Source organism: Actinomadura litoris (assembly GCF_009733595.1).
Lineage (GTDB): Bacteria > Actinomycetota > Actinomycetes > Streptosporangiales > Streptosporangiaceae > Spirillospora > Spirillospora litoris.
Genome location: NZ_WOFH01000011.1, coordinates 55,559 through 82,454, shown reverse-complemented (window position 1 = coordinate 82,454; position 26,896 = coordinate 55,559). Strand labels below are relative to the sequence as shown.

Below are 26,896 nucleotides of genomic sequence, written 5' to 3'. Positions count from 1 at the left end.
TCGCGAGTGCGAGGGGTGCGACGTTGAGCGGTGTGATCGATCCGAACGCGATCCCCATTCCCAAGGCGAACGTTGAGGGCGTCGAGACGGCGGGCCGGGCGCTGAAGACCGACGGGACGACGATCGCGGGCACCGGCCACGACATCGACTCGGGCTGGCAGGCTCTCAACCCCCACTACAACGCGCCGGAGGAGCACCTTCTCCTGAGTGCGACCCATCCGGTGGCCGCCAATGGTGACGCGTTCAAGGGCGAGGTGACCACGGTCGGGGACGCGCTGATCTCCTTCGCCGGTGAGATCCGTCCGATCATCGGCCGCCTCCAGACGCTCAAGGGCAACGCGCAGACGTTCCGGAACAAGATCAAGGACGACGACGACTGGCGCAAGGACGGCGACAAGGTCGACGAGCACAACAAGCTCAACAACGACGTCCTCGCGGCGGTCGCGCAGTACCAGGCCGCCGAGCGGACCTGCGCCAACAAGATCACCGGCATCTTCGGCGGGACGAGGTTCGTCCCCGCCGACGGCAAGCCGGGCAACGGCGAGAAGGGGTACGGGCTCGGCAAGGCGCCCGAGAACGTCGAGACTCCCTGGGCCAAGCCCCAGAAGGAGGACAAGCCCTGGTACAAGGACGCCTGGGACGCCGCCTGGGACTACGGCAAGGGCCTCGTCACGGGCATCGCCGACCTCGTCGGCCTGCACGGTGAGAACGGCTGGGTGTGGGAGGGCGACTCCCATTTCTGGTCGAACCTGGGCAACGCCTGGATGGGCAAGCTCGAAGAGATCAGCGGACTGGTCGGCCTGCACGGCGAGAACGGCTGGGTCTGGGAGAAGGACTCCCACTTCTGGTCGAACCTGGGCAACAACTGGAAGGAAGTCGCCCACTCCATCGTCCCCTGGCGCGAGTGGGGCGACCGGCCGGGATACGTGATCACCACGACGGCCATCAACGTCGCCACCGTCGGCGTCGGCGCGATCGTGAAGAAGCTGCTGGGGCGCAGAGGCGGCGGAAGGCACGGCGACGGCGACGGCGGCGAGAGCCGTCCCGGCGACCGCGACGGCGACGGCAGGCTCGACGGCGACGCGGACCTCCCGAGCAACGGCCGGGACCCGGACCTGGACGCGACCGCCCGTGACCTCCAGAGGCAGATGGACGACCTCGATGTCGATCCTGGCGAGCTGAGCCAGCTCCAGCGCTCTCTGGACGACGCGGAGTCTCTCCCGGACCGTGAGCCCGCCCACGTCGGCGGCGACGACGACCCGCCCGGTTCGGGCGGCGACCACGGGGACAGCGGCGACCCCGGCGGCAACGGCCCCGGCAAGCCCGAGGGCGAGACCAAGCCGGACGGCGGCGACGGCAAGCCGGATGGTGACGGTAAGCCGGACGGTGACGGCACGCCGAACGGCGAGGGTAAGCCCGACGGTAACGGCGACCCGAACGGCGACGGCAAGCCGGATGGTGACGGAAAGCCGGACGGCGACGGCACGCCGAACGGCGAGGGCAAGCCGGACGGTAACGGCGACCCGAACGGCGACGACACGCCTGACGGCGAGGGTAAGCCTGACGGTGACGGTAAGCCCGACGGCGACGGCACGCCGAACGGCGAGGGCAAGCCCGACGGTGATGGAAAGCCGGACGGCGACGGCGATCCCCAGCCCGACCCCGAGCGCGAGGGGAAGATCAAGAAGGCCGACCAGCTCGAAGAGTCCCTGCGCAAGGGCGGGCTGTCGGACGAGGACATCGAGCGGCTGCGCGGCGACAACCCGCGCGACGGCGACCAGTGGCAGCGGCTTTCCAAGGCGCTGGAGCAGCAGTTCGGCAAGAAGACCCTGAAGGCCGACCCGAATCTGCACCGGGACGCGCTCAGGTTCGCGATGGACGGAGCGCACAACCCGCGCGAGGTCGCGTACCGGTACGAGTACTACAAAGCGCACTTCGACGAGATCAAGAAGCAGGTCACGGAACAGGCCAAGGCCGGCGAGCTCGATCGGGGCAACAGGAGCAATGACCAGATTGCCGCCGAACGCTTCCGTGACATCGACGTCCGGGCGGAGTTGGAGCGGGACCACCGGCAGGTCCGGGAGGCCCGGCCGAACCCGGATGAGGCGCGGATCGATCCTGAGCTCTCCGGGGACGCCAGTGTCAACGCCATCCGCCAACACGCGGGACAGATCGGCATGGGGCACGACACCTCGACGGCCTACCACGTGCGCAAGCACTACAACGAACTGCCGGAGGTGGAGCGGACCGGCAACGGTCTCGTGCGCGACTTCCTCGACAGCGCTGAACGTACCGTTCGAGAGGGGAGGCTGTCCGATCGCAAGATCGGGAGTGATGGGTCGGAGCGCATGCTGTTCACCCGCGACGTCGGGGGCAAGACTTTGGAGGCCCTGGTCCTCCGGCGCCCGGACGGAAAGCTCATCATGCTCACCTACGGCGGGGAGAAGATCAAAACCCTCTAGTCTGCGAGTCGAGCCATGAGCAAATGGTCGGATGACATGAGCGAAGTCGAAGCCGCGCGACAGAAGCGGCTCAACGCGCTGCTCGAACGCGCGGCGTGGCTTGAGGCGGCCGATCCCGGAGACCAGGACGACGAGGGCATGGCGGTCATGGACGCCCTGCTGGCGGTCTATGACCTCCTGGCGAAGTGGAGATCGGCCGATCCGGCCGAGGCGGAGGTGATCCGGGCCCGGGTCCGGCTTCCCAGGCTCGCTGAGGTGCTGCGCGGTGAGCGTGCGCAGAGCGCGTTGTCGGCTTACGCCAGCGAGGGCGAAAGGTACGCGTTGCGAGGCCGCAACGACGGCTATCGCGAGGCGTGTGAATTCCGTTCGGCGATCAAGTTGCTGACCGACGACTACGAGGGCGTGGTCGTCGATCCGTTCGCCCAAGAGGAGCTGGACGGCTTCGAGGACGAGCTCCGCGAGGCCGCCGAGGACGCCACTCCCGTCCACCGGTATCAGATCCCTGCCTGGGCCGACCGGTCGCACTGGTGGTGGTGGAAGCCCGACCACATCGACATGAGCATGCGCGAGTACCGCAACCGGATCTTCGCGGGCGACATCGAGGAGTACGAGAGCAAGGCGCCGGGCGCGGCCGACTGGCTGCGGTGCGGGGACGAGGAGTGCTGGTGCTTCACCGCGCCGGCATGAGGATGCACGGGGCGGACGCATGGCGAACGAGCAGGGTTCCGGGGGCGCGGCGGCGGGAGTGCCGCGTATCGACCCGGCGGAGCTGAACAGGCGGCTCAACGCCGATGTCGCCGAGGTCGAGGCGCTGGGACGTACCGGCGCCCGGATCGATCCGACAGCCGGGGACATCCCTGACCAGGTGCGAGCCCATGCGGCGCGCATCGGGTTCGAGTCGCCCGTCGATGCCGCCGCGCAGGCGTTGCGGCACATCGCCGAGCTTCCGGCGGGCGAGCGCGGGACCGGATCGCCTCTCGCCCCCTATCACGCAGCCGCCGGACGCACCATCGCCGAGGGCGAGGTGGTCGCCCACAGCGGCAGGCGGGTCGTGTTCCACCGTGCGGCGCCGGTCGCGGCCGGGGTCACGGTGAGGTTGGAGGCGTCCGTCCGGGTGACGGCCGGGGGGCCGGTCTGGCTGGACTCGTTCGGCTGGCCCGCCGTCGAGACCGCCGTCCCGGTGCACGCCTTCGCGGGGACGCGCGCCGACCACCTGGCCGAGGCGATCACCGAGCTGAGTGCGGACGGGCCGTTCGACCAGGCCATGCTCATGGTCTTCGCGACCGCGCTCGGGGAGCCCGGCGACGGTGACGACGTCCGGCGGAGAGAGCTGGCGAGGCTGGTCGCCGACCGCCCTGGGCGGCTCGCGGCCTATGTGTCGCAGGCCGAGACGTATGCGGAGTCCGTTCGGGCCAACGGCCCCTACGGCGCGTGCCTCCACCGGTCGGCGCTGGAGTCCTTGTTCGAGAACTATCTGGGGAGTGCCGCGTTCGCCCTCGTCGACCAGGAGGACGTCGACGACCTGGACGAGGTACTGCGCGAGGAGATCCCCGAGGCGGACTCGCTGGCCCCCGAGACGATCCCGGTGGGGACGCCCGTCCACCACTGGTGGTGGAACCTCGCCGTCCGGGTCTGACCGCGCGGGCCCCGGCGTTCGGCGGCGCGGCGGCCATCCCTTGTCGTGATCAAGTGTGATCTATCACACATGCCCCTTGTTGCCCGGCGCTGCGTCCAACATGTCGTAATGATCTTGAAGGTCGGTACGTGGAGGCCCACGCCGGTTCCGGGTCTCGGTCGCGAGTGCGAGGGGTGCGACGTTGAGCGGTGTGATCGATCCGAACGCGATCCCCATTCCCAAGGCGAACGTTGAGGGCGTCGAGGCGGCGGGGCGGGCGCTGAAGACCGACGGGGAGGCGGTGGCGGGCACGGGCCACGACATCGACTCGGGCTGGCAGGCTCTCGACCCGCACTACAACGCGCCGGAGGAGCAGTTGCTGCTCAGTGCGACCCATCCGGTGGCCGCGAACGGTGACGCGTTCAAGGGCGAGGTGACCACGGTCGGGGACGCGCTGATCTCCTTCGCCGGTGAGATCCGTCCGATCATCGGCCGTCTCCAGACGCTCAAGGGCAACGCGCAGGCGTTCCGGAACAAGATCGAGGACGACGGCGACTGGCGCAAGGACGGCGACAAGGTCGACGAGCACAACAAGCTCAACAACGACGTCCTCGCCGCGGTCGCGCAGTACCAGGCCGCCGAGCGGACCTGCGCCAACAAGATCACCGGCGTCTTCGGCGGGACGAGGTTCATCGCCGCCGACGGCAAGCCGGGCAGTGGCGAGAAGGCCTACGGGATGGGTCAGGCGCCGAAGAACGTCGAGACTCCCTGGGCCAAGCCCCAGAAAGAGGACAAGCCCTGGTACAAGGACGGCTGGGACGCCGCGAAGGGCTGGGCCAAGGGCCTGGTCACCGGGCTCGCCGACCTCGTGGGTCTGCACGGTGAGAACGGCTGGGTGTGGGAGGGCGACTCCCATTTCTGGTCGAACCTGGGCAACGGCTGGATGGGCAAGCTCGAAGAGATCAGCGGCCTTGTCGGCCTGCACGGCGAGAACGGCTGGGTCTGGGAGGGCGACTCCCACTTCTGGGACAACCTGGGCACCAACTGGAAAGAGACGGCCCACTCCCTGGTCCCCTGGCGCGAGTGGGACGACCGGCCCGGGTTCGTGATCACCACCGCCGCCATCAACGTCGGCACCGTCGGCGTCGGAGCCGTCGCGAAGAAGCTGCTGGGGCGCAGGGGAGGCGGAGGCGACGGCGACGGCGACGGCGGGAGCCGCCCCGGCGACCGCGACGGCGACGGCAGGATCGACAGCGATGCCGACCTGCCGAGCAACGGCCGGGACCCGGACCTGGACGCGACCGCCGGCGACCTCCGGCGGCAGCTCGACGACCTCGACATCGACTCCGGTGACCTGGGCGACCTCCAGCGCTCGATGGACGACGCCGAGTCGCTTCCGGACCGCGAGCCCGCCCACGTCGGCGGCGACGACGACCCGCCCGGTTCGGGCGGCGACCACGGCGACCCGGGCGGCGACGGCCCCGGCAGGCCCGAGGGCGAGACCACGCCGGACGGCGGCGACGGCAAGCCCGACGGCAACGACGGCAACGACGGCAACCCGGATGCGAACGGCAAGCCCGACGGCGACGGCGCGCCCAACGGTGAGGGCAAGCCGGACAGCGAGGGCAAGCCCGACGGCGACGGCGCGCCCAACGGTGAGGGCAAGCCCGACGGTGACGGTCGGCCTGATGACGACGGCCGGCCCGACCCGGACCACGAGAAGAAGATCAAGAAGGCCGACGAGGCCGAAGCGTCCCTGCGCAGGGGCGGGCTGTCGGACGAGGACATCGAGCGGCTGCGCGGCGACAACCCGCGCGACGGCGACCAGTGGCAGCGGCTCGCGTCCGCGCTGAACCAGAAGTTCAGCAAGAGGGCGCTCCAGGCCGACCCGAACCTGCACCACGACGCGCTCAGGTGGGCGATGGAGGGTGCGGAGAACCCGCGCGAGGTGGCCTACCGCTACGAGTACTACAAGGCCCACTACGACCAGATGAAGAGGGACGTCGACGCCGCGCGCGCGGCCCAGGAGATCCCTCCCACCGACCAGCGGTCCAGCTTGGCCATCGCCAGCGAGCGCTTCCGCCGGCTCGACCTGGACGCCCTGCTTGAGCGTGACATCCAGGAGGTCCGGGCGACCAGGCCGAACGCGGACCAGGCGCGGCTCGATCCGAGTCTCGGTGACGCGGCGAGGGAGGCAGCGGTGCGCCGGCAGGCCGGCGACATCGGAATGGGCGACGATTCGTCGGCGGCCTACCACGTCCGCAAGCACCTCCACGAGCTGCCGCGCGGGGAGCGCGGAGGTGACGCCGTCCACGCCTACATGAACTCCGCGGAGAGGACGATCCGCGACGGCGACCTGGTCATACGCTCGGTCGGGGACGACGGGACCGAGACCATGGTGTTCGTCCGGAACGTCGCGCAAGCGGGTGAGCCCAAGAAGTATGTGGAGGCGCTGATCAAGGTGCGTCCGGACGGAAGGATCGTCATGCCGACCTACAGCAAGGCGAAGATCTTCAAGGGGGAGGTCTAGGCCGTGTCCGCGGCCACGCCGACCGGCGGCGGCGCGGGGGGGCGAGGGATGCCTATGCTTCACCGCACCAGGGTGAGGATCTAGGGGGCGGATGAATGGCCGACGAACCAGGTTCGGGAGTGCCGCGTATTGATCCGGCGGAGCTGAGCAGGCGGCTCGGTGCCGATGTCGCCGAGGTCGAGGCGCTGGGACGTACCGGCGCGCGGGTCGATCCGGCGGCGGGGGACGTCCCGGGGCAGGTGCGGGCCCAGGCGGCGCGGATCGGGTTCGAGTCGCCGGTCGATGCCGCCGCGCAGTCGCTGCGGCACATCGCCGAGCTTCCGGCGGGCGAGCGGGGGAGCGGTTCGCCGATCGTCCCGTACCACGCGGCCGCCGGACGGACCGTCGCTGAAGGCGAGGTGGTCGCCCACAGCGGCGGGCGGGTCGTGTTCCAGCGCGTCGCGCCGGTCGCGGCGGGTGTCACGGTGAGGTTGGAGGCGGCCGTCCGCGTGACGGCGGACGGGGACGCCTGGCTGGACTCCTTCGGCTGGCCGCTCGTCGAGACCGACGCCCCGGTCTACGCCTTCAACGGTTCCCGTGCCGGCTACCTCGCCGAGGCGATCGCCGGGCTGCGCGGGGACGGGCCCTTCGACCAGGCGATGCTGATGGTCTTCGGAACCGCGCTCGGGGACGATGACGACACGGCGCGGCGGAAGGAGTTGGCGGGGCTCGTGGCCGAGCGTCCTGGGCGGCTCGCGGCCTATATGTCGCAGGCCGAGACGTATGCGGAGTCCGTTCGGGCCAACGGCCCCTACGGCGCGTGCCTCTACCGGTCGGCGCTGGAGAGCCTGTTCGAGAACTATCTGGGCAGCGCGACGTTCAGCCTGGTCGACCAGGAGGATCTCGACGACCTGGACGAGGAGCTCCGCGAGCAGATCCCCGAGGCCGACGCGCTGGCCCCTGAGGCGATGCCGCCCGGGACGCCCGTCCAGCACTGGTGGTGGAGCCTCGCCGTCCGGGTCTGACCGCGCGCGCCCTGGCATGATCGGGCCATGACCATTCGTTCCACCGGCGGGCGCGTCGCCGCGTTCGCCTGGTTCGCGTTCGCCGTGCTGAACCTGCTGGACCTGGCGTTCAACATCACCGGCAAGGGCGATCCGCACTACACGGTGACGACGGGGACCATCGCGGCGCTGCTGCTGCTGGGCTGCGCGCTCGCCTACGTGCTCGGGATCCGCCCGGCGATCGTCGGGGACGACGACGCGGGCGTCCTCATCCGCAACCCGCTGCGGGACGTGCGGGTGCCGTGGCGGGCCGTCCGGGAGATCGAGGGGACGCACGCGGTGACGGTCCGGTTCGCCGGGCCGGACGGGGCGGAGGTGAAGGCGCGGGCCTGGGTGCACCAGACCTCGCCGCGCGCCCAGGCCAAGGCGGAGGCGCGGGCCCGGCGGGACGAGGCGCACACGAAGGTGCCCACCGCCAAGCTCAAGGGCCGCACCCCCGCCCTCTACGCCGCGCAGCGGCTCAACGAGATCCGCGAGCGGAACCGCCCCAAGACGCGGTCGGGCGCCCCGGACAAGGCGGCGGCCGCGCGGACGGCCGAGGAGGCGAGCCCCGCGCGGGGCGCCGTCACCTGGTCGGTTCCGGCGCTGACGTCGCTGGTCGTCCCGCTGCTGATGCTCGTGGCGCTCGGGGTCGCCTCCGTGCTCGACTAACACCGTGCTCGACTGACACCGTGCTCGACTAGAGGCCCAGCGCGGTCGCGATGGCGGCCTTGAGGGCCTCCAGATCGGCGGCCGCCCGGGTACGGGCCGTCCCCGCCGGGAGGACGACCTCCAGGTAGCACTTGAGCTTGGGTTCCGTCCCCGACGGGCGGACGACGATCCGCGCCCCTCCCTCCAGCCGGAACCGGAGGCCGTCGGTGGGCGGCAGCCCGCCCTCGCCCAGGGCGAGGTCGTCGGACGCGACGACCGCGCGTCCGGCCAGCTCGGTCGGGGGCGCGGCGCGCAGCCGGGCCATCGCGCCGGAGATCAGCGACAGGTCCTCGACGCGGACCGACAGCTGCGCCGTCGCGTGCGGCCCGTACCGCTCGGCCTGGTCGTCGAGGAGGTCGAGCAGCGTGCGGCCGTCCCGCTTCGCCTCGGCGGCGAGGGCGGCGACCGCGAGGGCCGCGCCGACGCCGTCCTTGTCGTTGACGAGGACGCCCCGGTCGTCGCCGACGCTGTGGCCGAGGGCCTCCTCGTAGCCGAACACGAGCCGGTCCCCGGGCCGCGCCGCCTTCATGATCCACTTGAAGCCGGTGAGCGACTCGGCGAACCGGACGCCGTGCGCGGCGGCGATGTCCGCCAGCAGCGAGGACGACACGATCGTCGTCGCGACCAGCCGGTCGCCGCCGGAGGTGTGCCGCAGGACGTGCTCGGCCAGCAGCCCGCCGACCTCGTCTCCGGTGAGAGCGCGCCAGCCGTCCGGGGTGGGCACCGCGACCGAGCAGCGGTCGGCGTCCGGGTCGTTGGCGATCACCAGGTCGGCGCCGCGCTCGGCGGCGAGCGCCAGCGCGAGGTCGAGCGCGCCGGGCTCCTCCGGGTTGGGGAACGCGACCGTCGGGAAGTCGGGGTCGGGGTCGGCCTGTTCCGGGACGACGAGGGGAGCGGGGAACCCGGCCCGCTCGAACGCCTGGAGCAGGACGTCGCGCCCGACCCCGTGCATCGGCGTGTAGACGACGGAGATGTCGCGCGCGTCGCCGAGGCGCAGGCTCGCCACCGCGTCCAGGTACAGCTCGGTGTCGCGGTGGACGGGCCAGCCGTCGCCGAGGGGGAGTTCGTCGACGCGCCCGACGGCGTCGATCGCGGCGGAGATCTCCGTGTCCTGCGGCGGGACGATCTGCGCGCCGTCGCCCCAGTACACCTTGTAGCCGTTGTCGCGCGGGGGGTTGTGGCTCGCGGTGACCATGACGCCCGCGACGACGTCGTCGAACGCTCGCGTGAAGTGCGCGAGGACGGGCGTCGGCACCGGCTCGGCGAACACCTCGGGCCGCAGCCCCGCCCCGGCGAGGACCGCCGCCGTGTCGTCGGCGAACCGACGGGAGCCGTGCCGGGCGTCGAACCCGACGATCACCCGTCCGCCGCGCGGCAGGCACGCGGCGAGCCCCGCGGCGGCGCGCATCACCGTCACCCGGTTCATCCGGTTCGGACCCGCGCCCAGCTCGCCGCGCAGCCCGGCCGTGCCGAACTCCAGCCGCGCGCCGAACCGGTCGGCGAGGGCCTTCTCGTCGTCCGCGCCGAGGATCGCGCGCAGCTCGTCGCGGGTCGCGGGGTCGGGGTCCTGCGCGAGCCACAGCTCCGCCCGTGCGCGAAGGTCGCTCATAGCTTGGACAGGACGGTGCGGAGGAGCGCGCCCATGCGCCCGGCGGACGCGCGGCCCGCCTCCAGGACCTCCTCGTGGTCCAGCGGCTCGTCCGACAGGCCCGCCGCGATGTTGGTGACCAGCGAGATGCCGAGCACGTCCGCGCCGCCCTCGCGGGCCGCGACCGTCTCCAGCACGGTGGACATCCCGACGATGTCGGCGCCCAGCGTCCGCAGCATCCGCACCTCGGCGGGCGTCTCGTAGGTCGGGCCGCGCAGCGCCGCGTAGACGCCCTCCGGCAGCGACGGGTCGACCTCCTTGGCGAGGGCCCGCAGCCGTCCCGAGTACGCCTCGGTCAGGTCGAGGAAGGACGCCCCGGTCATCGGGTTCGCGCCGGACAGGTTCAGATGGTCGGAGATCAGGACGGGGTCGCCGACGCGCTGGTGCTCGGGCCGCAGCCCGCCCGCCGCGTTCGTCAGCACGATCGTCCTGGCGCCCGCGGCGACGGCCGTCCGGACGCCGTGCACGACCGCGGCCGGGCCGCGCCCCTCGTACAGGTGGGTGCGGCCGAGGAAGACCAGCGTGCGGTGCCCGCCGCACTCCACCACGCGGATCTTGCCCGCGTGGCCTTCCACGGCCGGGGGCGCGAAGCCGGGCAGGTCGGTGACGGGGACCTCGGTGACCGGGTCGCCGAGCGCGTCGGCGGCCGGGACCCAGCCCGAGCCCATCACCAGGGCGACGTCGAAGGAGTCGATGGACGTGCGGGCCCGCAGGGCGTCCGCCGCGTCCCGTGCCAGTGCGAATGCATCGTTGCTCACATCTGACAGACTATCGCCAAAAATGCCACACTCCGGTCAGTCGCCCAGCGAGGCGCAGGGACGGGTGCGCAGGTCCTTGACATAGTCGTCGGGCGCGCCCGCCTTCTCCGCCGCGTCCGCGAGGATGCCGACGTACCGGGCGGAGGGCAGCCCGCCCTCGTAGTCGTCCAGGACGTACATCCAGCACAGGACGTCGCCGTCGAGCGTGTGCACCCGCACCCTGATCTTGCGGTACACCTCCAGGGCCGCGCCCTCCCAGGCGTCCAGTTCCTTCTCGTCCCAGGGCGGCACGTCGTAGATGACGACGAAGACCTGCTCGAACCGGTCCTCGACGACCGTCGCCAGGGCGCCGTCCCAGCCCTTGTCCTGGCCGCCGAAGGTCAGCCGCCATCCGGTCAGCCAACCGGTGCCGCGCATCGGGGAATGCGGAGCCCGGCTCGCCATCTGCTCGGGATCCATGTTGGAGGCGTACGCCGCGTACAGAGCCACGTTGGCCAAGGGTACGCCACGGGCCCGCGCGCCGCCGGGTGTCGCGGCCGGGCGATACGCAGGGTAAAGGCCCCTCCTTCAGGGGTCTCGGACGGTTCACTCCCGTACGTAGGAAACAATGGGAAACGTGACCCGCATCGTGATCATCGGAGGAGGGCCGGGCGGCTACGAGGCCGCGCTCGTCGCGGCGCAGCTCGGCGCGGACGTGACCGTCATCGAGCGCGACGGCCCCGGCGGCGCGTGCGTGCTCACCGACTGCGTCCCCTCCAAGACGCTCATCGCCACCTCCACCCGCATGGCGGTCATGTCGGAGTCGGCGGGCCTCGGCCTGCGCTTCAACGGCGGCCCCGACGGCGTCGTCGGCGGCCTGGAGGCCGACATGGCGACGGTCAACAAGCGCGTGAAGGCCCTCGCGCGGGCCCAGTCGTTCGACGTCGCCGAGCGGCTCGCCTACGAGGAGGTCAAGATCGTCCGGGGCGAGGCGCGGCTGGTCGAGCCGCACGTCGTCGCGGTCGGCGAGCGCCGCATCCGGGCCGACATCGTGCTGCTGGCGACCGGCGCGACCCCGCGCGTGCTGCCCGGCGCCGAGCCCGACGGCGAGCGCATCCTCAACTGGCGCCAGCTCTACGACCTGCCCGAACTGCCCAGGGAACTGATCGTCGTCGGGTCCGGTGTGACCGGCGCCGAGCTGGCCGGGGCCTACCTGTCGCTCGGGTCGAAGGTCACGCTGGTGTCCTCGCGCGACCGGATCCTGCCCAGCGAGGACGCCGACGCCGCGTCCGTCCTGCAGGACGTCTTCCTGCGTCGCGGCATGAACGTGATGTCACGTTCCAGGGCGGCGGGCGTCGAACGCTCGGGCGACGGCGTGATCGTCACCCTGGAGGACGGCTCCAAGGTCGAGGGCACGCACTGCCTCATGACCGTCGGCATGGTCCCCAACACCGGCGGCATCGGCCTGGAGGAGGTCGGCGTCCGCTGCGACTCGCGCGGGTTCGTCGAGGTCGACAAGGTGTCGCGGACCTCCGTCCCGCACATCTACGCCTCCGGCGACTGCACCGGCGTGCTGATGCTCGCCTCCGTCGCGGGCATGCAGGGCCGCATCGCCATGTGGCACGCGCTCGGCGAGGCCGTCCAGCCGCTCAAGCTCGGCTGGGTCGCCTCCAACATCTTCACCGACCCCGAGGTCGCCTCGGTCGGCGTGACGCAGCGGATGGTCGACCTCGGCGACGTCAACGCCCGCACCGTCATGCTGCCGCTGTTCACCAACGCCCGCGCCAAGATGCAGGGCTTCGAGGACGGCTTCGTGAAGGTGTTCTGCCGCCCGGCCACGGGCATCGTGCTCGGCGGCGTCATCGTGGCGCCGCGCGCGAGCGAACTGATCCTCGGCGTGTCGGTCGCCGTCCAGCAGCACCTCACGGTCGACCAGGTCGCCCACACGTTCGCGGTGTACCCGTCGCTGTCGGGCAGCATCACCGAGGCGTCCCGCCGCCTGATGACCGAGCACGCGTACTGAGTTCGTCCGGTCTCGGCCCAGGTGGCAGCCCGCCCGGCTGGTCGTGGGCGTGCGAGCGCGGCATCGCTACGCGATCGACCCGTGGGGGCCGGTACGCGCTCGCGTGACGGCCGGGGCCGCCGGTCAGTGATCTGGTGGGCGGAGGTCGTGGCGGCGTAGGCGGGCGCGGCGCAGGTCGTCGGAGCCGATCGCCACCGCGAGGACGCTGCCCGCCAGCGCCAGCAGCGGGACGCCGACGCGCGTCCACGGCGGGCCGGGCAGCAGCGCCAGCCCGGCGCAGATCGGGAGCATCACGGCCAGGTGCCGCAACAGGAGGCGCGTGCGCCAGCCCGCGTCGGTGAGGTCGTGCCTGACCCAGTCGCGGTTGCCCGGCGGGAGCCGGAAGCCCAGCGCGTACCCGGCCTGGCGGAGCAGGCCCGGGTCCCCGGGAAGGCGGCCCATCAGAACCCGCCGAAGTCCCCGCCCCCGCCGAAGTCCCCGCTGCCGAAGTCCCAGCCGCCGCCGACGTCGCCCCCGTCACCGCCGAACCCGCCGTCGCCGGGCCCCGCGAACCCGCCGCCGAACCCGCCGCCCATCATCGAGCCGAGCATGGTGCCGATCATCATGCCGCTGAGCAGGTCGAACCCGCCGTATCCGGCGTAGTAGCCGCCGGCGTAGGGCGCGTACGCGGGCCCCGCGTCCCAGTACGGGCGCCGCCCGTCCCCATAGGGGACCATGCGGACGTCCGGGTCCGTCCCGTGCAGGACCGCCTCCGCGTCGGCGGCGCACGCCGGTACGGAGCGCGCCACCCCGCCCGGGGGCGCCCACGTCACGTCCTGGACGGACGGCCCGTGCTGCGGGTTGAAGAAGCACGGCGGACGCCGCTCGGGCACGGGCTCGCCCGCCAGGCGCGCCCGCGTGGCCGTCATGTAGTAGCGGCCGTCCTCCAGCGCCGTCGTGACGCCCTGCATGTCCTCGGGCCGTGCCGCGCGCTCGGTGGCCGACTTCGCGCCGTCGTAGGAGTTCAGGGCGCGCTCGTAGTCCGACCGGGTGCCGGGGTCGAGGGCCGGGTCCATGACGTCGAGGTCGAGCCGGGCGATGTCCTCGCCGAGGAGCGTCACGTCCTCCTCGACGCCGCGCTTCAACTCGGCCATGCGGCGGGCGTCGCGCTCGCGGCCCCGCCTGCGGACGACCAGGAACGCGCCCGCCGCGCCCGCCACCACCAGGAGCAGCACGCCGAGCGTCACGTACCCGGCGATCGCGCTCGACCGCGCCTTGTCGTCGGTCTTGCTCTCGGCGAGGTCGCCGAACCGGATCAGCCGGTCCTTCAGCGGCACGCCGTTGGTGCGGGTGACGATCTGGTTGATCTCCTTGGAGTCGAGCTTCTTGGAGATCGCGCCCAGGTGGCGGCCGTCGGCGGTGACGGCCGCGTACGTCTCGCCCTTGCCGACGCGGTTCGCGACGGCCTTCAGCATCGGGCCCACCTGGGCCTGGGTGATGTCGTCGCGCACAACGACCGCGCGGATGTCGGCGTCGCGGTCGCGCCCCAGCGCCGCCTTGACCTCGTTCTGGTCGGCGGCCGAGAGCGCGTTGCCCGCGCCGCTCGTCACGTACAGGCGCGAGTTGATCAGACCGTTGGCGATCTGCCCGACCGTGTCGTCCGCGCGGACGGCGCTCACCGGCGCGGCGGCGCCGGCCGGTGCGGCGGCCCGCGCGGGTGCGGCCAGGCCGAGCGCCAGCAGGACGGTGACGATGACCGTCGCGAGCAGGCCGCGGCGGGCCCGTCTCTCGGAGCTCATGATGTCGATCAGCCCCCTCTACCTGCTACGACGTGTGGGCGCCACGACTCGTTCCCACGGCCGTCCGTCGCAGGGGTCCCTGCCCGTTGAAACGGCCCGGAACCGCCCCGGATCCGCCCGATGCCGGCCGCGGGTCAGGAGTCCTTGATCTCGCAGATCACCGCGCCGCTGGAGACCGTCTGGCCGACCCCGGCGGACAGGCCGGTGATCGTTCCGGCCTTGTGCGCGGTGAGGGGCTGCTCCATCTTCATCGCCTCCAGGACGACGACGGTGTCGCCGGCGGCGACGGTCGAGCCGTCCTCGACGACGAGCTTGACGATCGTCCCCTGCATCGGACTGACCAGCGAGTCACCGGACGCCTGGGCGCCGCCGCCCTTCGCGCCGCCGCGCCGCCTCGGCGCCGCCGCCCGTCCGGGCGCCGGGGCCCCGGCCGACGCGCCGAGCCCCGCCGGCAGGACGACCTCGATGCGGCGCCCGCCGACCTCGACGGTGACGCGCTCGCGCTCGCCCGCGTCCTCCTCCTCGGCGGCCGGCGCCGCGTAGGGGGCGATCCGGTTGTCGAACTCGGTCTCGATCCACCGGGTGTGGACGGAGAACGGCGTGTCGTCATCGGCGGGGACGAAGGCCGGGTCGTCCAGCACCGCGCGGTGGAAGGGCAGCACGGTCGGCATGCCCTCGATGACGAACTCCGCCAGCGCGCGCCGCGCCCGCTCGACCGCCTGGCGGCGGGTGGCGCCGGTGACGACCAGCTTGGCGATCAGCGAGTCGAACTCCTGCGGGACGGTCTGCCCCGCGCCGTAGCCGGTGTCCAGGCGGACGCCGGGGCCGGTCGGCGGCTCCCAGCCGGTCAGGGTGCCGACGGCGGGCAGGAACCCGCGCCCGGCGTCCTCGGCGTTCAGCCGGAACTCGATCGAGTGCCCGCGCAGCTCGGGGTCGCCGTAGCCGAGCTCCTCGCCGTCGGCGACCCGGAACATCTCGCGGACGAGGTCGACGCCCGCGACCTCCTCGGTCACCGGGTGCTCGACCTGGAGCCGGGTGTTGACCTCCAGGAAGGAGATCGTGCCGTCCTGGCCGACGAGGAACTCGCACGTCCCCGCGCCGACGTAGCCGGCCTCCTTCAGGATCGCCTTGGACGAGCGGTACAGCAGGTCGAGCTGCTCGTCCGAGAGGTAGGGCGCCGGGGCCTCCTCGACGAGCTTCTGGTGCCGCCGCTGGAGCGAGCAGTCGCGCGTGGAGACCACCACCACGTTCCCGTGCTGGTCGGCGACGCACTGCGTCTCGACGTGGCGCGGCCTGTCGAGGTAGCGCTCGACGAAGCACTCGCCGCGCCCGAACGCCGCGACCGCCTCCCGGACGGCCGACTCGTACAGCTCGGGGACCTCCTCCAGGCTGCGGGCGACCTTCAGCCCGCGCCCGCCGCCGCCGTACGCCGCCTTGATCGCGATCGGCAGCCCGTGCTCGCGGGCGAACCCGACGACCTCGTCCGCGCCCGACACCGGGTCGGTGGTGCCCGCGACCAGCGGCGCGCCCACCTTCTGCGCGATGTGCCGCGCCTGCACCTTGTCGCCGAGCGCCTCGATCGCGGACGGCGGCGGACCGATCCAGGTCAGCCCCGCTTCCAGCACCGCGGTGGCGAAGCCGGCGTTCTCGGCCAGGAAGCCGTAGCCGGGGTGGACGGCGTCCGCTCCCGACTCGGCGGCGATCCGCAGCAGCTTGCCGATGTCCAGGTAGCTCTCGGCGGCGCCGCGCCCGTCGAGGGCGAACGCCTCGTCGGCGACCCGAACGTGCAGCGCGTCCAGATCCGGCTCGGCGTACACCGCGACACTGGCCAGACCGGCGTCGCGGCACGCACGGGCTATACGGACCGCGATCTCACCGCGGTTGGCGATCAGGACCTTGCGCACGTGGGTCTCCTCCCTAACCTCGCACGCAGTCTAGATAACCGCGCGGCCCGGATTTCGTAACCCCCTCTTTATTGCTGTTTTCGCTCACGAATGAAGGTCCCGGCTCATACCCGCCCCGAACCGGTGGATCCACGACAGACTCCCGTCCGTCTGATCAACGAACCGGCGGCCGGAGGGCCGTGGGCTGGGAGAGGAGCCAGGACGTGGCCGAGAAGGAGTCGAGGGGCGGCGCGGCGCGGAGCGCGGCGCTGCGGGTGCCGAGCAGGCGCAACGCCATCATCATCGCGGTGGTCCTGGTCGTGGTCGCGTGGCCCGCGCTGAGCGCCCTGCTCGGCGGCTTCGAGCGGACGAGCGGCGGGGAGATCGCGGTCGTCCGCAACGGCGGGTTCTTCGACAACAACCGCATCCGCCAGGTCATCGACCCCGGCTCCGGCCGCAAGTGGGTCGGGCTGTACTCCAAGGTCCACAAGTACCCGGCGCAGCAGCGCTTCTACACGATCACCTCCGACGCCCGCAAGGGCGAGGAGTCGGGCGTGGACGTCGTCACCGTCCCGAGCGCCGACGGCGTCAACATGGGCATCGAGGGCACCCTGTACTTCACCCTCAACCAGGACCACCAGGCCATCAAGGCGTTCGACGACAAGTACGGCACCCGCAAGTTCCGCAGCGCGGACGGCAAGAGCTACTCCCCGTTCGACGGCGACAAGGGCTGGTCGGCGTTCCTCGACCAGGTCGTCCGCCCGGTGATAGACAACGACCTGCGCAGCCAGGTCAACAGCTTCCGCTGCGCCGAGCTGGTCTCCTCCTGCGCCCTGGTGCAGAACGCCTCCACCAACGCCCCGGTGCGGCCGCAGCAGCCCGCCCAGCCGGGACAGCCCGCGCAGCAGCCGCAGAGCAACAACGCCAACATCGCCAAGGTCCAGAACTCGATCAACACCAGCCTCGCCGCCGACCTGGACGGCACGCTCGGCGGCAAGTACGTGACCAACATCCACTTCAACCTCGTCCGCGTCACGCTGCCGGAGAAGGTGCAGGACGCCGTGGACCGTGCCCAGGCCGCGTTCGCGCAGGTCAGCGAGGCCCAGGCCAAGGTCGCGACGGCCAAGGCGGAGGCCGCCGCCAACAAGGCCCGCCAGGACGGCTACAACAAGTGCCCGACCTGCGCGCGGATCGAGGAGCTGAAGGCGCTCCCGCAGGGCATCACGGTCTACGCGCCCGGCAACCCGAACGGCTCGCTCCTTCCCCGGAGGTGACACGTCCGTGCGGTTCCTGATCATCCTGGTGATGCTGGCGGTGGCGGCCGTCGTGGTCGTCCTGCTGCTGTACGCGTTCGGCGGGCTGTCCGCCGACGGGCGGCGCCGGCGGGAGCCGTCCGCCCGCTGGGAGGCCCGCACCGAGTCCTCGGACGGCGTCACGACCGTCCTCGTCCGGCAGGTCACCCGCGACGCGTCCGGCGCCGTCCTGGCCGAACTGGGCCGCCAGACCGTCGCCGCCATCCCGGACGGCGACGCCGACTGGGAGACCCGCTACCACGAGGCGATGGCCCAGGCCCGCTCCCGCGTCGCCGCCCTGGAGGTGGAGTCGGGTTGACCGCTGCCGCGCCCCGCCCCTCGCGGGGCGCGGCCGAGGTGTTCAAGTGGTGCTCCCGGACGGCCCGCGGGCGGTGTCCCGGCGGGGCCGGGCCGGTGTATCTTCGCCTCGGACTCAGCGGGGGAGGACCCGGCCGGAGGAGGCCCGATGGCGCGCGCGTGGACCCGGACCGGCCTGTCGGTCGTCCTGGCCGGGTGCGTGCTGGTGCCGGCCTCGTCCGCCGTCCGGGAGCCCTCGCCCCGGGTGGACGCCGACACGACCCGCCAGCTGACCGCCGCCGCCCGCGCCCTGCTGGTGCGCCGGTCGGAGGCCCTCGTCCAGCGGCGGCACCGCGACCGGCGCGCCCCCACCGAGGTGCTCGGCGTGCGGATCTCGCCCGGGGTGGCGCGGGTGCAGGAGCGCGCCGTCCGCGAGCTGGAGAACCGCAACCGCGCGCCGGTCGAGGGCGGCCCCGCCTACACCGGCGCCCGCACCCGGCTGGACGGGGGCGAGGCCATCCGGACGGGCGACCGCATCACGCTGGAGGCGGTGGAGCACACCGAGGTTCGCTACGACACGGGCTCGCTGGTCCAATCGGTCCGGCGCAGATTCGAGTTCCGGACACGCGGTGAGCAGATCACACTGGTCGGCGAACGCGTCCTCGACCCGGCGGCGCACCCGGTCAACGACCCGGAACCTCCGGCTCGCTGATGTTACTTTCTGGCCAATGAACTGTTTCCCTGGGAAAAGGTCATCCAACGCAGTCTGAAAGGGTCTTGACGGACGGTAATGACGCACGTCACGAGATTGCGCAGCGTCACGCCACGACACGTAAACGCCCTTCTGTCCGGGAGCGGGTGACCACAAGCGGACAAGGAAAGATGGTAGGAATGTGGCTGTTTAGGTAGGCGTACGGGTGGATTTAGGTGATCGAGTGGGCGTAGGCTGGCGCCATTCTTGACGGCACGGTAGGCAAATCGGTGGGCGACGAAAGGTCGAGCAGTGAGCGGTGACAGGCGCGGCGCCAACATCGGCGAACTGGAGGAGCTGTCCCGGATCTTCAGCAAGCACTCCCGCAATCTCGACGCGCTGATCAAGGATCTGAACGGGCGCACGGTCAGCAGCTCCCAGGCCTGGTGGGGCCCCGGCGCCGACCGCTTCCGCTCCGCCTGGGCCGAGGCCAAGACCGCCTTCGACAAGATGGCGCTCGCCCTGGAGCAGGGCGGCCAGGACATCAAGAAGGCCCAGCAGAACATCGAGGCCGCCACGCGCTGACGTCCGCCCCCCAAGACCGCGGGTCCCGGCCCATCCCCCCGAGGCCGGGGCCCGCACCATTCCCTGGAGGAAGGGCGTGAACCAGGCCGAGGCCGCCCGCCTGCGGTTCCTTCTGAGTCGCATCCAGACGCTGTCCGACCAGCACTGGCACACCTTCACCGCGTCCCGCCGCGCCATGGACGACCGCGCCTGGGTCGGCGGCGCGGCGGCCCGCTCCTTCGCCGCCAGACTGGAACGCAACGACGCCGCCCTGCGCGCCGCATTACAGAGGGCGCTCCGGCTCGTCGAGGACGAGCTCCGCCGCGCATGACCGCGGACGGATGGCTCGGCCCCGACGCCTGCGGCGTCAAGCTCGCCGAGTTCGAGCACATGACCGAGGACATGAGCCGGGCCGCGCCCGCGCTCCGCCGGCTCGCCGACGACCTCTGGCAGGCCCTGCACGGCGCCGGGGTCAGCACGGCCCCCGCGATGGAGATCAAGCGCATCGCCGCCTGGACCGAGGACGCCGCGACCGACCTGCGGCGGCGCAACCTGCTCGCACGCGACCTCGACCGGCAGCACCTCGCCTTCACCGTCTGCCGCGCCGACGGCACCTACCTGCGGCTCCCCGACCGCTACACCGACCAGGTCGGCTACGCCGCCGGCCGCCGCGAAGCCGACCTGTTCCGCCGCGCCGCGAGCGGCGACGCCGCCGCCCGGACGGAGCTGCGGCGCCTCCAGCCGTCCGACATCACCCCGCTGTTCGCCAAGGGCCTCCTCGAAGCGCTCGGCCCCGAGGAACTCCTCAAGCTCCCGATGGCGCTCTCGCTGAAGCTCTCCGGCGACATCACCCAGCACCGCTCCGGCACCGACGCCGACGCCGCCGACACCCGCGCGATCCTCGCCCTCCTCGGCCGCGCCGTCGCGCTCGGCACCGACAGCCGGGGCAAGGGCTACCTCGGCGAGGACTACCTGCTCGCCCTCCGCCGCGCCGGCCGCACGACCTTCCCGCCGCGCAGCACGCTCCCGAACGGCGTCGCGGGCTACCAGTCCCTCGCCACGCTGATCGGCTCGACGGACACCCGCTTCTCGTTCCACTTCGTCAACGTCGTCGGCAACGACATGATCGCCTACGACAGCGGTGTCCGGAAGCGCCTGGGCCAGCTCCCCCTCACCGACCTCGCCACCCGGTACCGCCTGGGCAACGCCCTCGACCCGTCCACCACCAAGGTCAAGGCGGACGACCGCAAGACCGACTTCCTCTCGCCCCTTCTGACGGCGGCCGCCGCGTCCGGCGCGGAGGCGGCCCAGGCCCTCCTCACCCGCGAGTGGAACGGCCCCCAGCAGCTCGGCGCCGTTCCGGGCATCAAGGTCACCAACCTCGAATACCTCCTGCACGACCGCCGCGCCGTCTGGGGCGAGTCCGACCACGGCGCGGCCCTCGGCAAGACCATCGAGGCCGCGGCCACCGGCCAGGACCCCGAGTCCTCCCGCCTCGCCTTCGAGATCGCCAAGCTCCTCGCGGACGACGCCCGTCCGAACTACCCGGTCAAGGACGGCAAGGTCACCGTGGGAGACAAGTCCCCCCTCGCCGCCCTCAGGAGCGGCGACCTGGCCGACGCCATCGCCCGCCCGCACCACTACGACGAACTCTCCGGGCTCCGCCCCGGCATGGCCAAGGTCCTCGTCGCCCACCTGGACCGCCTGCACGACCTCGTCCGCCTGGCCAACTACGACGAGCGCCCCGGCTCCACCGGCCTGACCGGCGACGACCTCGACTACCTCCTCCTGGACATCACCCGCGACGCGCGGGCCTACGAAACCCTGATCATGGGCCAGCTCGCCCACTCCAAGATCACCATCGACCGCACCGTCGCCCGCGACGGCGACCTCACCAACGCCGTCGTCGGCGAGGGCCGCATGTTCGGCCACCTCCTGGAGGCCCGCCACCAGTCCGTGGGCGCCGAAGAGGCCCGCCTCGCCGAAGACCTGGAACGCATGCGCAAATACGTCGGCTACGGCGTGGGCCTGGTCCCCCTGGGCACCGACATGGTCGCCTCGAAATCCCCCCTGGGCGGCAAGGCCTACGCCGCCGCCTCCGCCAAGGCCACCACCCAAATGACCAACTGGCTGGCAAAACGCCTGGCCGACAAGGCCGAACCCGCCATAGTGGCCCCCACAACCGAAACCGAGAACCTGGAACGCCTCCTCAACCAGATGATCACATCCTCCCTGGTATCCCACGGCCGCCTCGACGGCCCGGGAGTGGCCGGCAACTCCTTCGCCACGGAGGGAGAGCCGCCCAAAGTGCGCCCGATCGAGGAGCTCAATCCAGATGAAACGGAGAGGCTCCTTCGATGGGCCGATGACAAGAAGGGTCTTTCGGATCTGAGTGACGCCATGATGAACTCTGTCTTCAATGGCGCCATCAAGACGGCGGGCCATTATCGGGACAAAGACGGGCACAACGTCGGCCCTTCGATCGAAAGATAGCCTCCATGCGGCCATTGTTGGTGAGTGCTTGCGTGGCGGTCGGGTTGTTCGTCGCCGGATGCGAGTCGGGTTCTCCGAAAGCGACTCCAAGTGCTGACCTGGGCCCCGTTGCGGACAATGCTCCCTACCTGTGTGATCTGGTCCCCGAAAAGGCATTTCGAGCTGTCACCGGGTTGACCGTCGCACTCAATGCGTACTGGTCCGGGGTGCCGACGAAGAATGGGCTTTGTCTTGCGCACGCGAAAGGTCGCGAGGCGCCCCTGGGGATCGACTGGGCCTTTGATGGCGGTGACGAGATTCTCGGGGTTCAACGCACGAGATGGGCGAAGGCCGCCACGCATCCGCTTCCAGCCGAGTTGGGGAGCGGTTTGGCGGTGATCAATCCGAGCTTGGGTGCCGTTCCGCGGCCCAATTACGTCATCAGTCGATTCTCGTGCGGAAAGAGGCGGCCCTGGATGAGCATCGACTTCGCTCCGGTGGTGCGGGGGCGGGATGCTGTGCGGGATATGGTGGATTTCATGCGGATCGCCGAGAGGCGGTTCGGGGAGATTCATAAGTGCACGCCCCGGCCCTCCTGAGAATCAGTCGGCGGGGGGCAGGGCTACCTGGATCTGGGTTGACAGGCCGCTGGCCACGAAGAGGCCTCGGCCGGTCGGGCCTATCAGCGGGGCGTTTCGGGGGAGGCGCAGGTTGAACAGTTCGCCGTCGTCCGGGGATTCTATGGAGAGCAGGACGCCGGAGCGGGAGCGGCGGGTGTCGGAGAGGAAGCCCCGGTAGCCGCGGGTCAGGTCGGTGGTGGTGCCGCCGATGACGACGGCGTGCTCGCCGTCGCGGGCGGTGCGCAGGACGTCGCGGAGGGCGTCGTCGAGGTCGGTCTCGTCCAGGAGTTCGGCGTCGTCGACGATGACGGCGTAGCGGTGTTCGTCGCCGATCGCCTTTTCCAGGTCGTCGGGGTCGGAGTCGGAGGTGAGGACGCCGAGGACGCCGGGGCGGCCCTGGAGGAGGCGCAGGGGCGAGCGGCGGGGGGTCACGAGGACCACGGGGACCAGGCCGCCGCCGACCGCGGGGTCCAGGAGGGAGTGGACGATCGTCCGGAGGGTCGTGGAGCGGCCGGAGCGGGGCGGGCCCGCGACGGCGAAGCCCGGACCCTCGTTCAGGAGGTCGATGCCCACGGGGGCGAGGGTGTCGCCGCCCACGCCGACGAGGGCCCAGAGGGCCGAGGGGGCGAGGAAGTCGGCGTCCAGGGCCATGGCCTCGCGGTAGGTGACGCGGACGGGGAGCTCGTCCACGCGGAGGGGGCGCTGGCGGCGGGGCAGGCGGCCGTAGCGGGTGACGGAGGCGCGGGCGATCTCCTGGAGGACGGCGACCTGGGACGTGCCGGACGGGTCGTCCGAGAGCAGGCCGATCTGGGATTCGCGCAGCGGCGCGCCCGGGGTGACCGACTCCAGGGCGCGGCCCGGGGGCATCGCGGCCGGGACGTGCTTCTCCTGGAGGCCCGCGTAGCCGTAGTCGTTCGGGTCGGACATGCGCAGGATGAGGCGGCGGTCGAAGACGGTGGAGATCTGCCCGCCGAGGCCGGAGCGGTCGCCGGTGAAGACGGCGCGCAGGCCGACGGCGGCGCCCTCGCGCAGGAGCCGGAGGGTCTGGTCGACGAGGCGGCCGTAGTCGTAGTGCTCGAACGCGCCGAGGAAGCCCTCCCAGCGGTCCAGGAGCAGGATCATCCAGGGGAGGCGGTCGGTGGCGGCGACGGCGGCGCGCTGCTCGGGGAGGGAGGCGAAGCCCGCTCCGGCGAGGAGCTGCTGGCGGCGGGCGACCTCGGCGGACAGGGCGGTGAGCAGGCGCTCGCAGCGGTCGAGCTGGTCGCGGCTGACGACGGCGCCGCAGTGCGGGAGGGAGATCAGGGGGAGGAGCGCGCCCGCGCCGCAGTCGATCGCGTACAGGTGGGCGTCGTAGGGGGAGCACGCCCCGGCGAGGGCGCCCGCGATCGTGCGCAGGGCGGTGGAGCGTCCCGACTGCGCGGAGCCGGCGAGGTAGAGGTGGCCGCCGGTGGTGAGGTCGAGGGCGAGTTCCTCGCGGGACTGGACGGCGGGCAGGTCGGTGACGCCGAACGGGATCGGCGGGACGTCGGCCACCGAGCCCCCGGCGGCGGTGCGGGGCGTCAGGCGGACCTGGTCGGGCAGCGGGTTGAGCCAGGGGGAGGGCTGCCGGGCGATCCCGGCGCGGCGGGCGGCCTCGTCGATCGCCTCGACCAGGAGGGCGAGGTCGGTGGCGAGGTCGTCGGGCGCCTCGCGGGGCGCGGGGAGGGGGCGGCCGAGCCGCTGCCAGGGGAGCGGCAGGATCGTGGTGCGGCGGTCGGTGGCGCCGGGGCGGCGGCCGCCGATCCGGGCGGACTGGACGGCGTGCAGCGAGCCGCCGGAGCGCACGTAGCAGCGGCCCGGGGTGGACTTGGAGATCTGCGCGGCCTCGGGGGAGTCCAGGACGTCGGTCGACTCGTCCGGGTCGGTGACGCGCAGCGCGACGCGCAGGTTGGTGTTGGCGCGGATGTCGGCGGTCACCACCCCGGCGGGGCGCTGGGTGGCCAGGATCAGGTGGACGCCGAGGGAGCGGCCGCGGCGTCCGATGTCGACCAGGCCGGTGACGAAGTCGGGCAGGTCGGTGACCATGGCGGCGAACTCGTCGATGACGAGGACGAGGCGCGGCATCGGCGGCAGCCCGGGGTTCGCGGGGCGCAGGTCGTTGTAGTCGTCGACGTCCTTGGCGCCGTGGGCGAGCAGGACCTCCTCGCGGCGCCGCAGCTCGGCGGACAGGGACTCCAGCGCGCGTTCGGTGGCGTGGCCGTCCAGGTCGGTGACCATGCCGACGGTGTGCGGGAGGCGGGCGCAGTCCTTGAACGCGGCGCCGCCCTTGTAGTCGATGAGGACGAACGTCATCTCGTCCGGGCGGTTCGCCACGGCCAGCGAGGCGATCAGGGTCTGGAGCAGCTCGGACTTGCCCGCGCCGGTGGTCCCGGCGATGAGCCCGTGCGGGCCGTCGGCGCGCAGGTCGACGCGGTAGGGCTGGTGGGGGCGGCCGGTGCGGCTGCCCGCGCCGATCCCGATGGGGACGCGGGTGGTGCGCCCGCGGGTGCGCGTCCAGGTGCGCAGGATGTGGTCGGCGGTGGGCTCGGGCATGTCGAGGAGGTCCAGGAGCCGCACGGTGGACGGGATGGCCTCCTCCGCGTCCTCGCGGGACACGTCGCGGACGGGGGCGAGCGCGCGGGCCACGCGGTCGGTCCAGGACGGGGAGACCTGGTCGGCGAGCACGGGTCCGAGGACGTCCAGCCCCTGGCCGCGCAGGTGGACGTAGGACGGGTACCGCGCGTCCCAGGCGGCGACGGCGGCGCACTCCTCGGGCAGGAGGCGCTCCTCGTCGTCCACGCACACGGCGTAGAGGCCGAACTCGGGGCCGCGCGAGAGCAGCATGGGCATGCCCGGGACGCGGCGCAGCGTGCGCGCCCCGTCCAGCACGATGAGGATGTTGTACGGGACGGCGTCGGCGGCCTTCCCCTGCCCGAAGAACTGCGCCCCGGCCTGCGCGGCGCGGCGCCGCTCGGTCACCCGGATCGCGAGTTCGGTGACGCGGCGCGCGACCGACTCGGGGTCGGTGCCGACGAGCGCCACGCAGTCCTCGCCCTCGCGCGGCGCGCAGTGCGGCAGCCAGCGCACCCAGTTCCACTCCTCGCCCGCCTCGGCGTCGGCCGACAGCACGACGACGGCGAGGTCGCGGGGGCTGTGCAGGGCGGCGGCCTGCGCGACGATCCAGCGGGCGAGCGCGCGGGAGGCGGGGCGCGGGCCGGTGAGCCCGAGCACCCCGAGCTGCGCGAGCGGCAGCGCGACCGGCACCTGCTTCGCGACCGGGACCGGGACGTCGCCGGTCAGCTCGATCCGCGCGGGCAGGTCGGCGAGGCCGAGCCGCAGGTGCAGCGCGTCGGGGTCGTCGCGGCGGCGCTCCCACAGCCGCCGCCGGGGGCCGGTCGCGGTCAGCAGCACCTCGGCGGGGTCGGGGTAAAGGGCGCGGCGTTCGGCCTGGTCCTCGCGCCGCAGCCGCTCCAGTTCCCCGTCGAACTCGCCTGCCTTGCGCTGGTACTCCTTCAGCGCCTTCTTGTACGACTTGCGCCCGTGCATGCGGTCGCCGATCCACTCGCCGACCGTCATCACCGGCCAGGCGAGCGCGAACAGGGCCCACCACCACTGGCCCATCGCGAACGCCATGACCAGCCCGAACACCGAGAACAGCAGCGCGCCGAACAACCGGAGCCGCTCGCGCGGGTTGCGTTCGGGGCGCTCGGGCACCTCCAGCGACCGGACGTGGCTCCCCGGGTTCAGCCGGGGCGGGCGGTTGAACGCCAGCCCGCCCTCGGGCAGCGGCTCCAGGTGCGTGTCGGGCGCGGCGCTCGGCATCAGCGCGAGCACGCTGGAGCCGACCGACAGCAGCCCCCCGGCGGGCCAGCGCGCGGGATCGGCCAGCGGCTCGCCGTCGAGGGCGGCCCGCGTCATCGCCGACGGCTCGACCAGCACGTCTTCCACCCCGACCGTGATCCGCAGCGACCGGGCGGGCACCGACGGGTCGTCCAGCCGGACGTCGACGTCGTCGCCGAAGCCGACCGTGGCGACGCCGAGCCCGAGCCGGTGCACCGACCCGGCGGCCGGACCGCCGACGACGCGCACCTCCACGAGCCCGGACGGCTCGGCCCGCACGGTGGCGGCGGCGCCGCGCCGCTCGACCGCGACGACCGCGCCGTCGCGCAGCTCCTTGACGGCGAGGGCCTGCGGGTCGAGCATCCGCCCGTCCATCCACAGCGCTTTCCGCTCGGCCTCCGCCTGCTGGGCGTCCTTGGAGAAGCGGGGTACCGGCCGCTCGTCGAGCGTGGTCGACAGCGACCGCGCGACGCCGTCCACGGTGGCGCCGGAGTCCACGGTGATCACGACGTCCCGTGGCCCGCCGCCGGTCAGCGCCGTGAACGAGATCCGCATCCGTGCCCTCCTTGTGCGCGGCCCTCCGCGCCGTCCTCCGCGCCGCCGTGCACAGCTTAATTACCCGGCCTCCGGCGGGGTGGCGACTCGCGCCCGGACACCGCACCGGACACCGCACCGGGGCGCCGTCCCACGGCA

At 72.4% G+C, this 26,896-nt stretch carries 21 protein-coding genes; 14 read left to right on the top strand and 7 right to left on the bottom strand.

Translation table 11 applies throughout. The features are described from left to right. The first annotated feature begins 32 nt into the window (after positions 1-32). The 6 genes from GNZ18_RS27990 to GNZ18_RS27965 all read left to right on the top strand — a co-directional run bounded on the left by GNZ18_RS27990 (position 33) and on the right by GNZ18_RS27965 (position 8,301). Positions 33-2,462, top strand: coding sequence for a hypothetical protein (locus GNZ18_RS27990; protein ID WP_156219553.1), 2,430 nt, complete (start codon positions 33-35; stop codon positions 2,460-2,462). A 36-nt stretch (positions 2,463-2,498) separates the two neighbouring features. After that, entirely contained in the window at positions 2,499-3,149 is a 651-nt protein-coding gene (locus tag GNZ18_RS27985; RefSeq protein ID WP_156219552.1) for a hypothetical protein, read from the top strand. A 19-nt stretch (positions 3,150-3,168) separates the two neighbouring features. Beyond that, positions 3,169-4,098 carry a hypothetical protein gene (locus GNZ18_RS27980; RefSeq protein WP_156219551.1) on the top strand — a complete coding sequence of 310 codons (930 nt, stop codon included), beginning with the start codon at positions 3,169-3,171 and terminating at the stop codon, positions 4,096-4,098. Positions 4,099-4,288: 190 nt separating this feature from the next. Then, a complete protein-coding gene (locus GNZ18_RS27975; RefSeq protein ID WP_156219550.1) occupies positions 4,289-6,607 on the top strand; it encodes an ICP22 family protein in 2,319 nt (772 codons plus the stop codon). A 95-nt stretch (positions 6,608-6,702) separates the two neighbouring features. Continuing rightward, positions 6,703-7,611, top strand: a complete 909-nt coding sequence (locus tag GNZ18_RS27970) for a hypothetical protein (protein ID WP_156219549.1) — start codon at positions 6,703-6,705, stop codon at positions 7,609-7,611. A 27-nt stretch (positions 7,612-7,638) separates the two neighbouring features. Next, positions 7,639-8,301 (top strand): PH domain-containing protein, encoded by a 663-nt coding sequence (locus GNZ18_RS27965; protein WP_156219548.1) that lies wholly within the window; start codon positions 7,639-7,641, stop codon positions 8,299-8,301. A 28-nt stretch (positions 8,302-8,329) separates the two neighbouring features. Here GNZ18_RS27965 and GNZ18_RS27960 read toward each other — a convergent pair whose 3' ends face one another. The 3 genes from GNZ18_RS27960 to GNZ18_RS27950 are packed head-to-tail and all read right to left on the bottom strand — an operon-like array spanning position 8,330 to position 11,235. Next, positions 8,330-9,949 carry a phospho-sugar mutase gene (locus tag GNZ18_RS27960; protein ID WP_156219547.1) on the bottom strand — a complete coding sequence of 540 codons (1,620 nt, stop codon included), beginning with the start codon at positions 9,947-9,949 and terminating at the stop codon, positions 8,330-8,332. After that, on the bottom strand, positions 9,946-10,746 hold the full coding sequence (locus tag GNZ18_RS27955) for a purine-nucleoside phosphorylase (protein ID WP_312874791.1): 801 nt from the start codon (positions 10,744-10,746) through the stop codon (positions 9,946-9,948). Before GNZ18_RS27955 ends, GNZ18_RS27960 begins: the two co-directional genes overlap by 4 nt. 36 nt (positions 10,747-10,782) lie before the next feature. Continuing rightward, a complete protein-coding gene (locus GNZ18_RS27950; protein WP_214618351.1) occupies positions 10,783-11,235 on the bottom strand; it encodes a gamma-glutamylcyclotransferase family protein in 453 nt (150 codons plus the stop codon). Positions 11,236-11,362: 127 nt separating this feature from the next. On the opposite strand from GNZ18_RS27950, the gene GNZ18_RS27945 reads away from it, so the two are divergent. Then, positions 11,363-12,748, top strand: a complete 1,386-nt coding sequence (locus tag GNZ18_RS27945; RefSeq protein ID WP_214618352.1) for an NAD(P)H-quinone dehydrogenase — start codon at positions 11,363-11,365, stop codon at positions 12,746-12,748. A gap of 123 nt (positions 12,749-12,871) precedes the next feature. Here the strand turns inward: GNZ18_RS27945 and GNZ18_RS27940 are convergent, their stop codons facing one another. The 3 genes from GNZ18_RS27940 to GNZ18_RS27930 form a co-directional block, all read right to left on the bottom strand. Further along, positions 12,872-13,189: a DUF5313 family protein gene (locus tag GNZ18_RS27940; RefSeq protein ID WP_156219544.1), complete on the bottom strand. Its 318-nt coding sequence runs from the start codon at positions 13,187-13,189 to the stop codon at positions 12,872-12,874. Then, the gene (locus tag GNZ18_RS27935; RefSeq protein ID WP_173390903.1) at positions 13,189-14,526 is read right to left on the bottom strand and encodes a hypothetical protein; all 1,338 of its coding nucleotides are present in this window, start codon (positions 14,524-14,526) and stop codon (positions 13,189-13,191) included. Before GNZ18_RS27935 ends, GNZ18_RS27940 begins: the two co-directional genes overlap by 1 nt. A gap of 134 nt (positions 14,527-14,660) precedes the next feature. Further along, positions 14,661-16,430, bottom strand: a complete 1,770-nt coding sequence (locus GNZ18_RS27930) for an acetyl/propionyl/methylcrotonyl-CoA carboxylase subunit alpha (RefSeq protein WP_312874790.1) — start codon at positions 16,428-16,430, stop codon at positions 14,661-14,663. Between the two features lie 203 nt (positions 16,431-16,633). Between GNZ18_RS27930 and GNZ18_RS27925 the strand changes: the two genes are divergently transcribed. The 7 genes from GNZ18_RS27925 to GNZ18_RS27895 all read left to right on the top strand — a co-directional run bounded on the left by GNZ18_RS27925 (position 16,634) and on the right by GNZ18_RS27895 (position 22,324). Beyond that, positions 16,634-17,683, top strand: coding sequence for an SPFH domain-containing protein (locus tag GNZ18_RS27925; RefSeq protein WP_312874789.1), 1,050 nt, complete (start codon positions 16,634-16,636; stop codon positions 17,681-17,683). A 7-nt stretch (positions 17,684-17,690) separates the two neighbouring features. Beyond that, complete coding sequence (locus GNZ18_RS27920) at positions 17,691-18,020, top strand: hypothetical protein (protein ID WP_156219543.1); 330 nt, start codon at positions 17,691-17,693, stop codon at positions 18,018-18,020. 147 nt (positions 18,021-18,167) lie between these two features. Next, positions 18,168-18,710, top strand: a complete 543-nt coding sequence (locus tag GNZ18_RS27915; RefSeq protein WP_156219542.1) for a hypothetical protein — start codon at positions 18,168-18,170, stop codon at positions 18,708-18,710. Between the two features lie 291 nt (positions 18,711-19,001). Then, a complete protein-coding gene (locus GNZ18_RS27910; RefSeq protein WP_214618355.1) occupies positions 19,002-19,274 on the top strand; it encodes a WXG100 family type VII secretion target in 273 nt (90 codons plus the stop codon). A 76-nt stretch (positions 19,275-19,350) separates the two neighbouring features. Further along, a complete protein-coding gene (locus tag GNZ18_RS27905) occupies positions 19,351-19,584 on the top strand; it encodes a hypothetical protein (RefSeq protein WP_156219541.1) in 234 nt (77 codons plus the stop codon). Further along, positions 19,581-21,746 (top strand): hypothetical protein, encoded by a 2,166-nt coding sequence (locus GNZ18_RS27900; protein ID WP_156219540.1) that lies wholly within the window; start codon positions 19,581-19,583, stop codon positions 21,744-21,746. Before GNZ18_RS27905 ends, GNZ18_RS27900 begins: the two co-directional genes overlap by 4 nt. Before the next feature lie 5 nt (positions 21,747-21,751). Further along, positions 21,752-22,324, top strand: coding sequence for a hypothetical protein (locus GNZ18_RS27895; protein WP_173390902.1), 573 nt, complete (start codon positions 21,752-21,754; stop codon positions 22,322-22,324). Positions 22,325-22,327: 3 nt separating this feature from the next. Here the strand turns inward: GNZ18_RS27895 and GNZ18_RS27890 are convergent, their stop codons facing one another. After that, entirely contained in the window at positions 22,328-26,758 is a 4,431-nt protein-coding gene (locus GNZ18_RS27890) for an FtsK/SpoIIIE domain-containing protein (protein WP_156219538.1), read from the bottom strand. Between the last annotated feature and the right edge of the window lie 138 nt (positions 26,759-26,896).

Excerpts from the sequence above, each read along its gene's own strand:
- GNZ18_RS27985 (WP_156219552.1), top strand. The coding sequence starts at position 2,499 with ATGAGCGAAGTCGAAGCCGCGCGACAGAAGCGGCTCAACGCGCTGCTC.
- GNZ18_RS27980 (WP_156219551.1), top strand. The coding sequence starts at position 3,169 with ATGGCGAACGAGCAGGGTTCCGGGGGCGCGGCGGCGGGAGTGCCGCGT.
- GNZ18_RS27970 (WP_156219549.1), top strand. The coding sequence starts at position 6,703 with ATGGCCGACGAACCAGGTTCGGGAGTGCCGCGTATTGATCCGGCGGAG.
- GNZ18_RS27965 (WP_156219548.1), top strand. The coding sequence starts at position 7,639 with ATGACCATTCGTTCCACCGGCGGGCGCGTCGCCGCGTTCGCCTGGTTC.
- GNZ18_RS27960 (WP_156219547.1), bottom strand. The coding sequence starts at position 9,949 with ATGAGCGACCTTCGCGCACGGGCGGAGCTGTGGCTCGCGCAGGACCCC.
- GNZ18_RS27940 (WP_156219544.1), bottom strand. The coding sequence starts at position 13,189 with ATGGGCCGCCTTCCCGGGGACCCGGGCCTGCTCCGCCAGGCCGGGTAC.
- GNZ18_RS27935 (WP_173390903.1), bottom strand. The coding sequence starts at position 14,526 with ATGAGCTCCGAGAGACGGGCCCGCCGCGGCCTGCTCGCGACGGTCATC.
- GNZ18_RS27915 (WP_156219542.1), top strand. The coding sequence starts at position 18,168 with ATGGCGCGCGCGTGGACCCGGACCGGCCTGTCGGTCGTCCTGGCCGGG.
- GNZ18_RS27900 (WP_156219540.1), top strand. The coding sequence starts at position 19,581 with ATGACCGCGGACGGATGGCTCGGCCCCGACGCCTGCGGCGTCAAGCTC.
- GNZ18_RS27895 (WP_173390902.1), top strand. The coding sequence starts at position 21,752 with ATGCGGCCATTGTTGGTGAGTGCTTGCGTGGCGGTCGGGTTGTTCGTC.
- GNZ18_RS27890 (WP_156219538.1), bottom strand. The coding sequence starts at position 26,758 with ATGCGGATCTCGTTCACGGCGCTGACCGGCGGCGGGCCACGGGACGTC.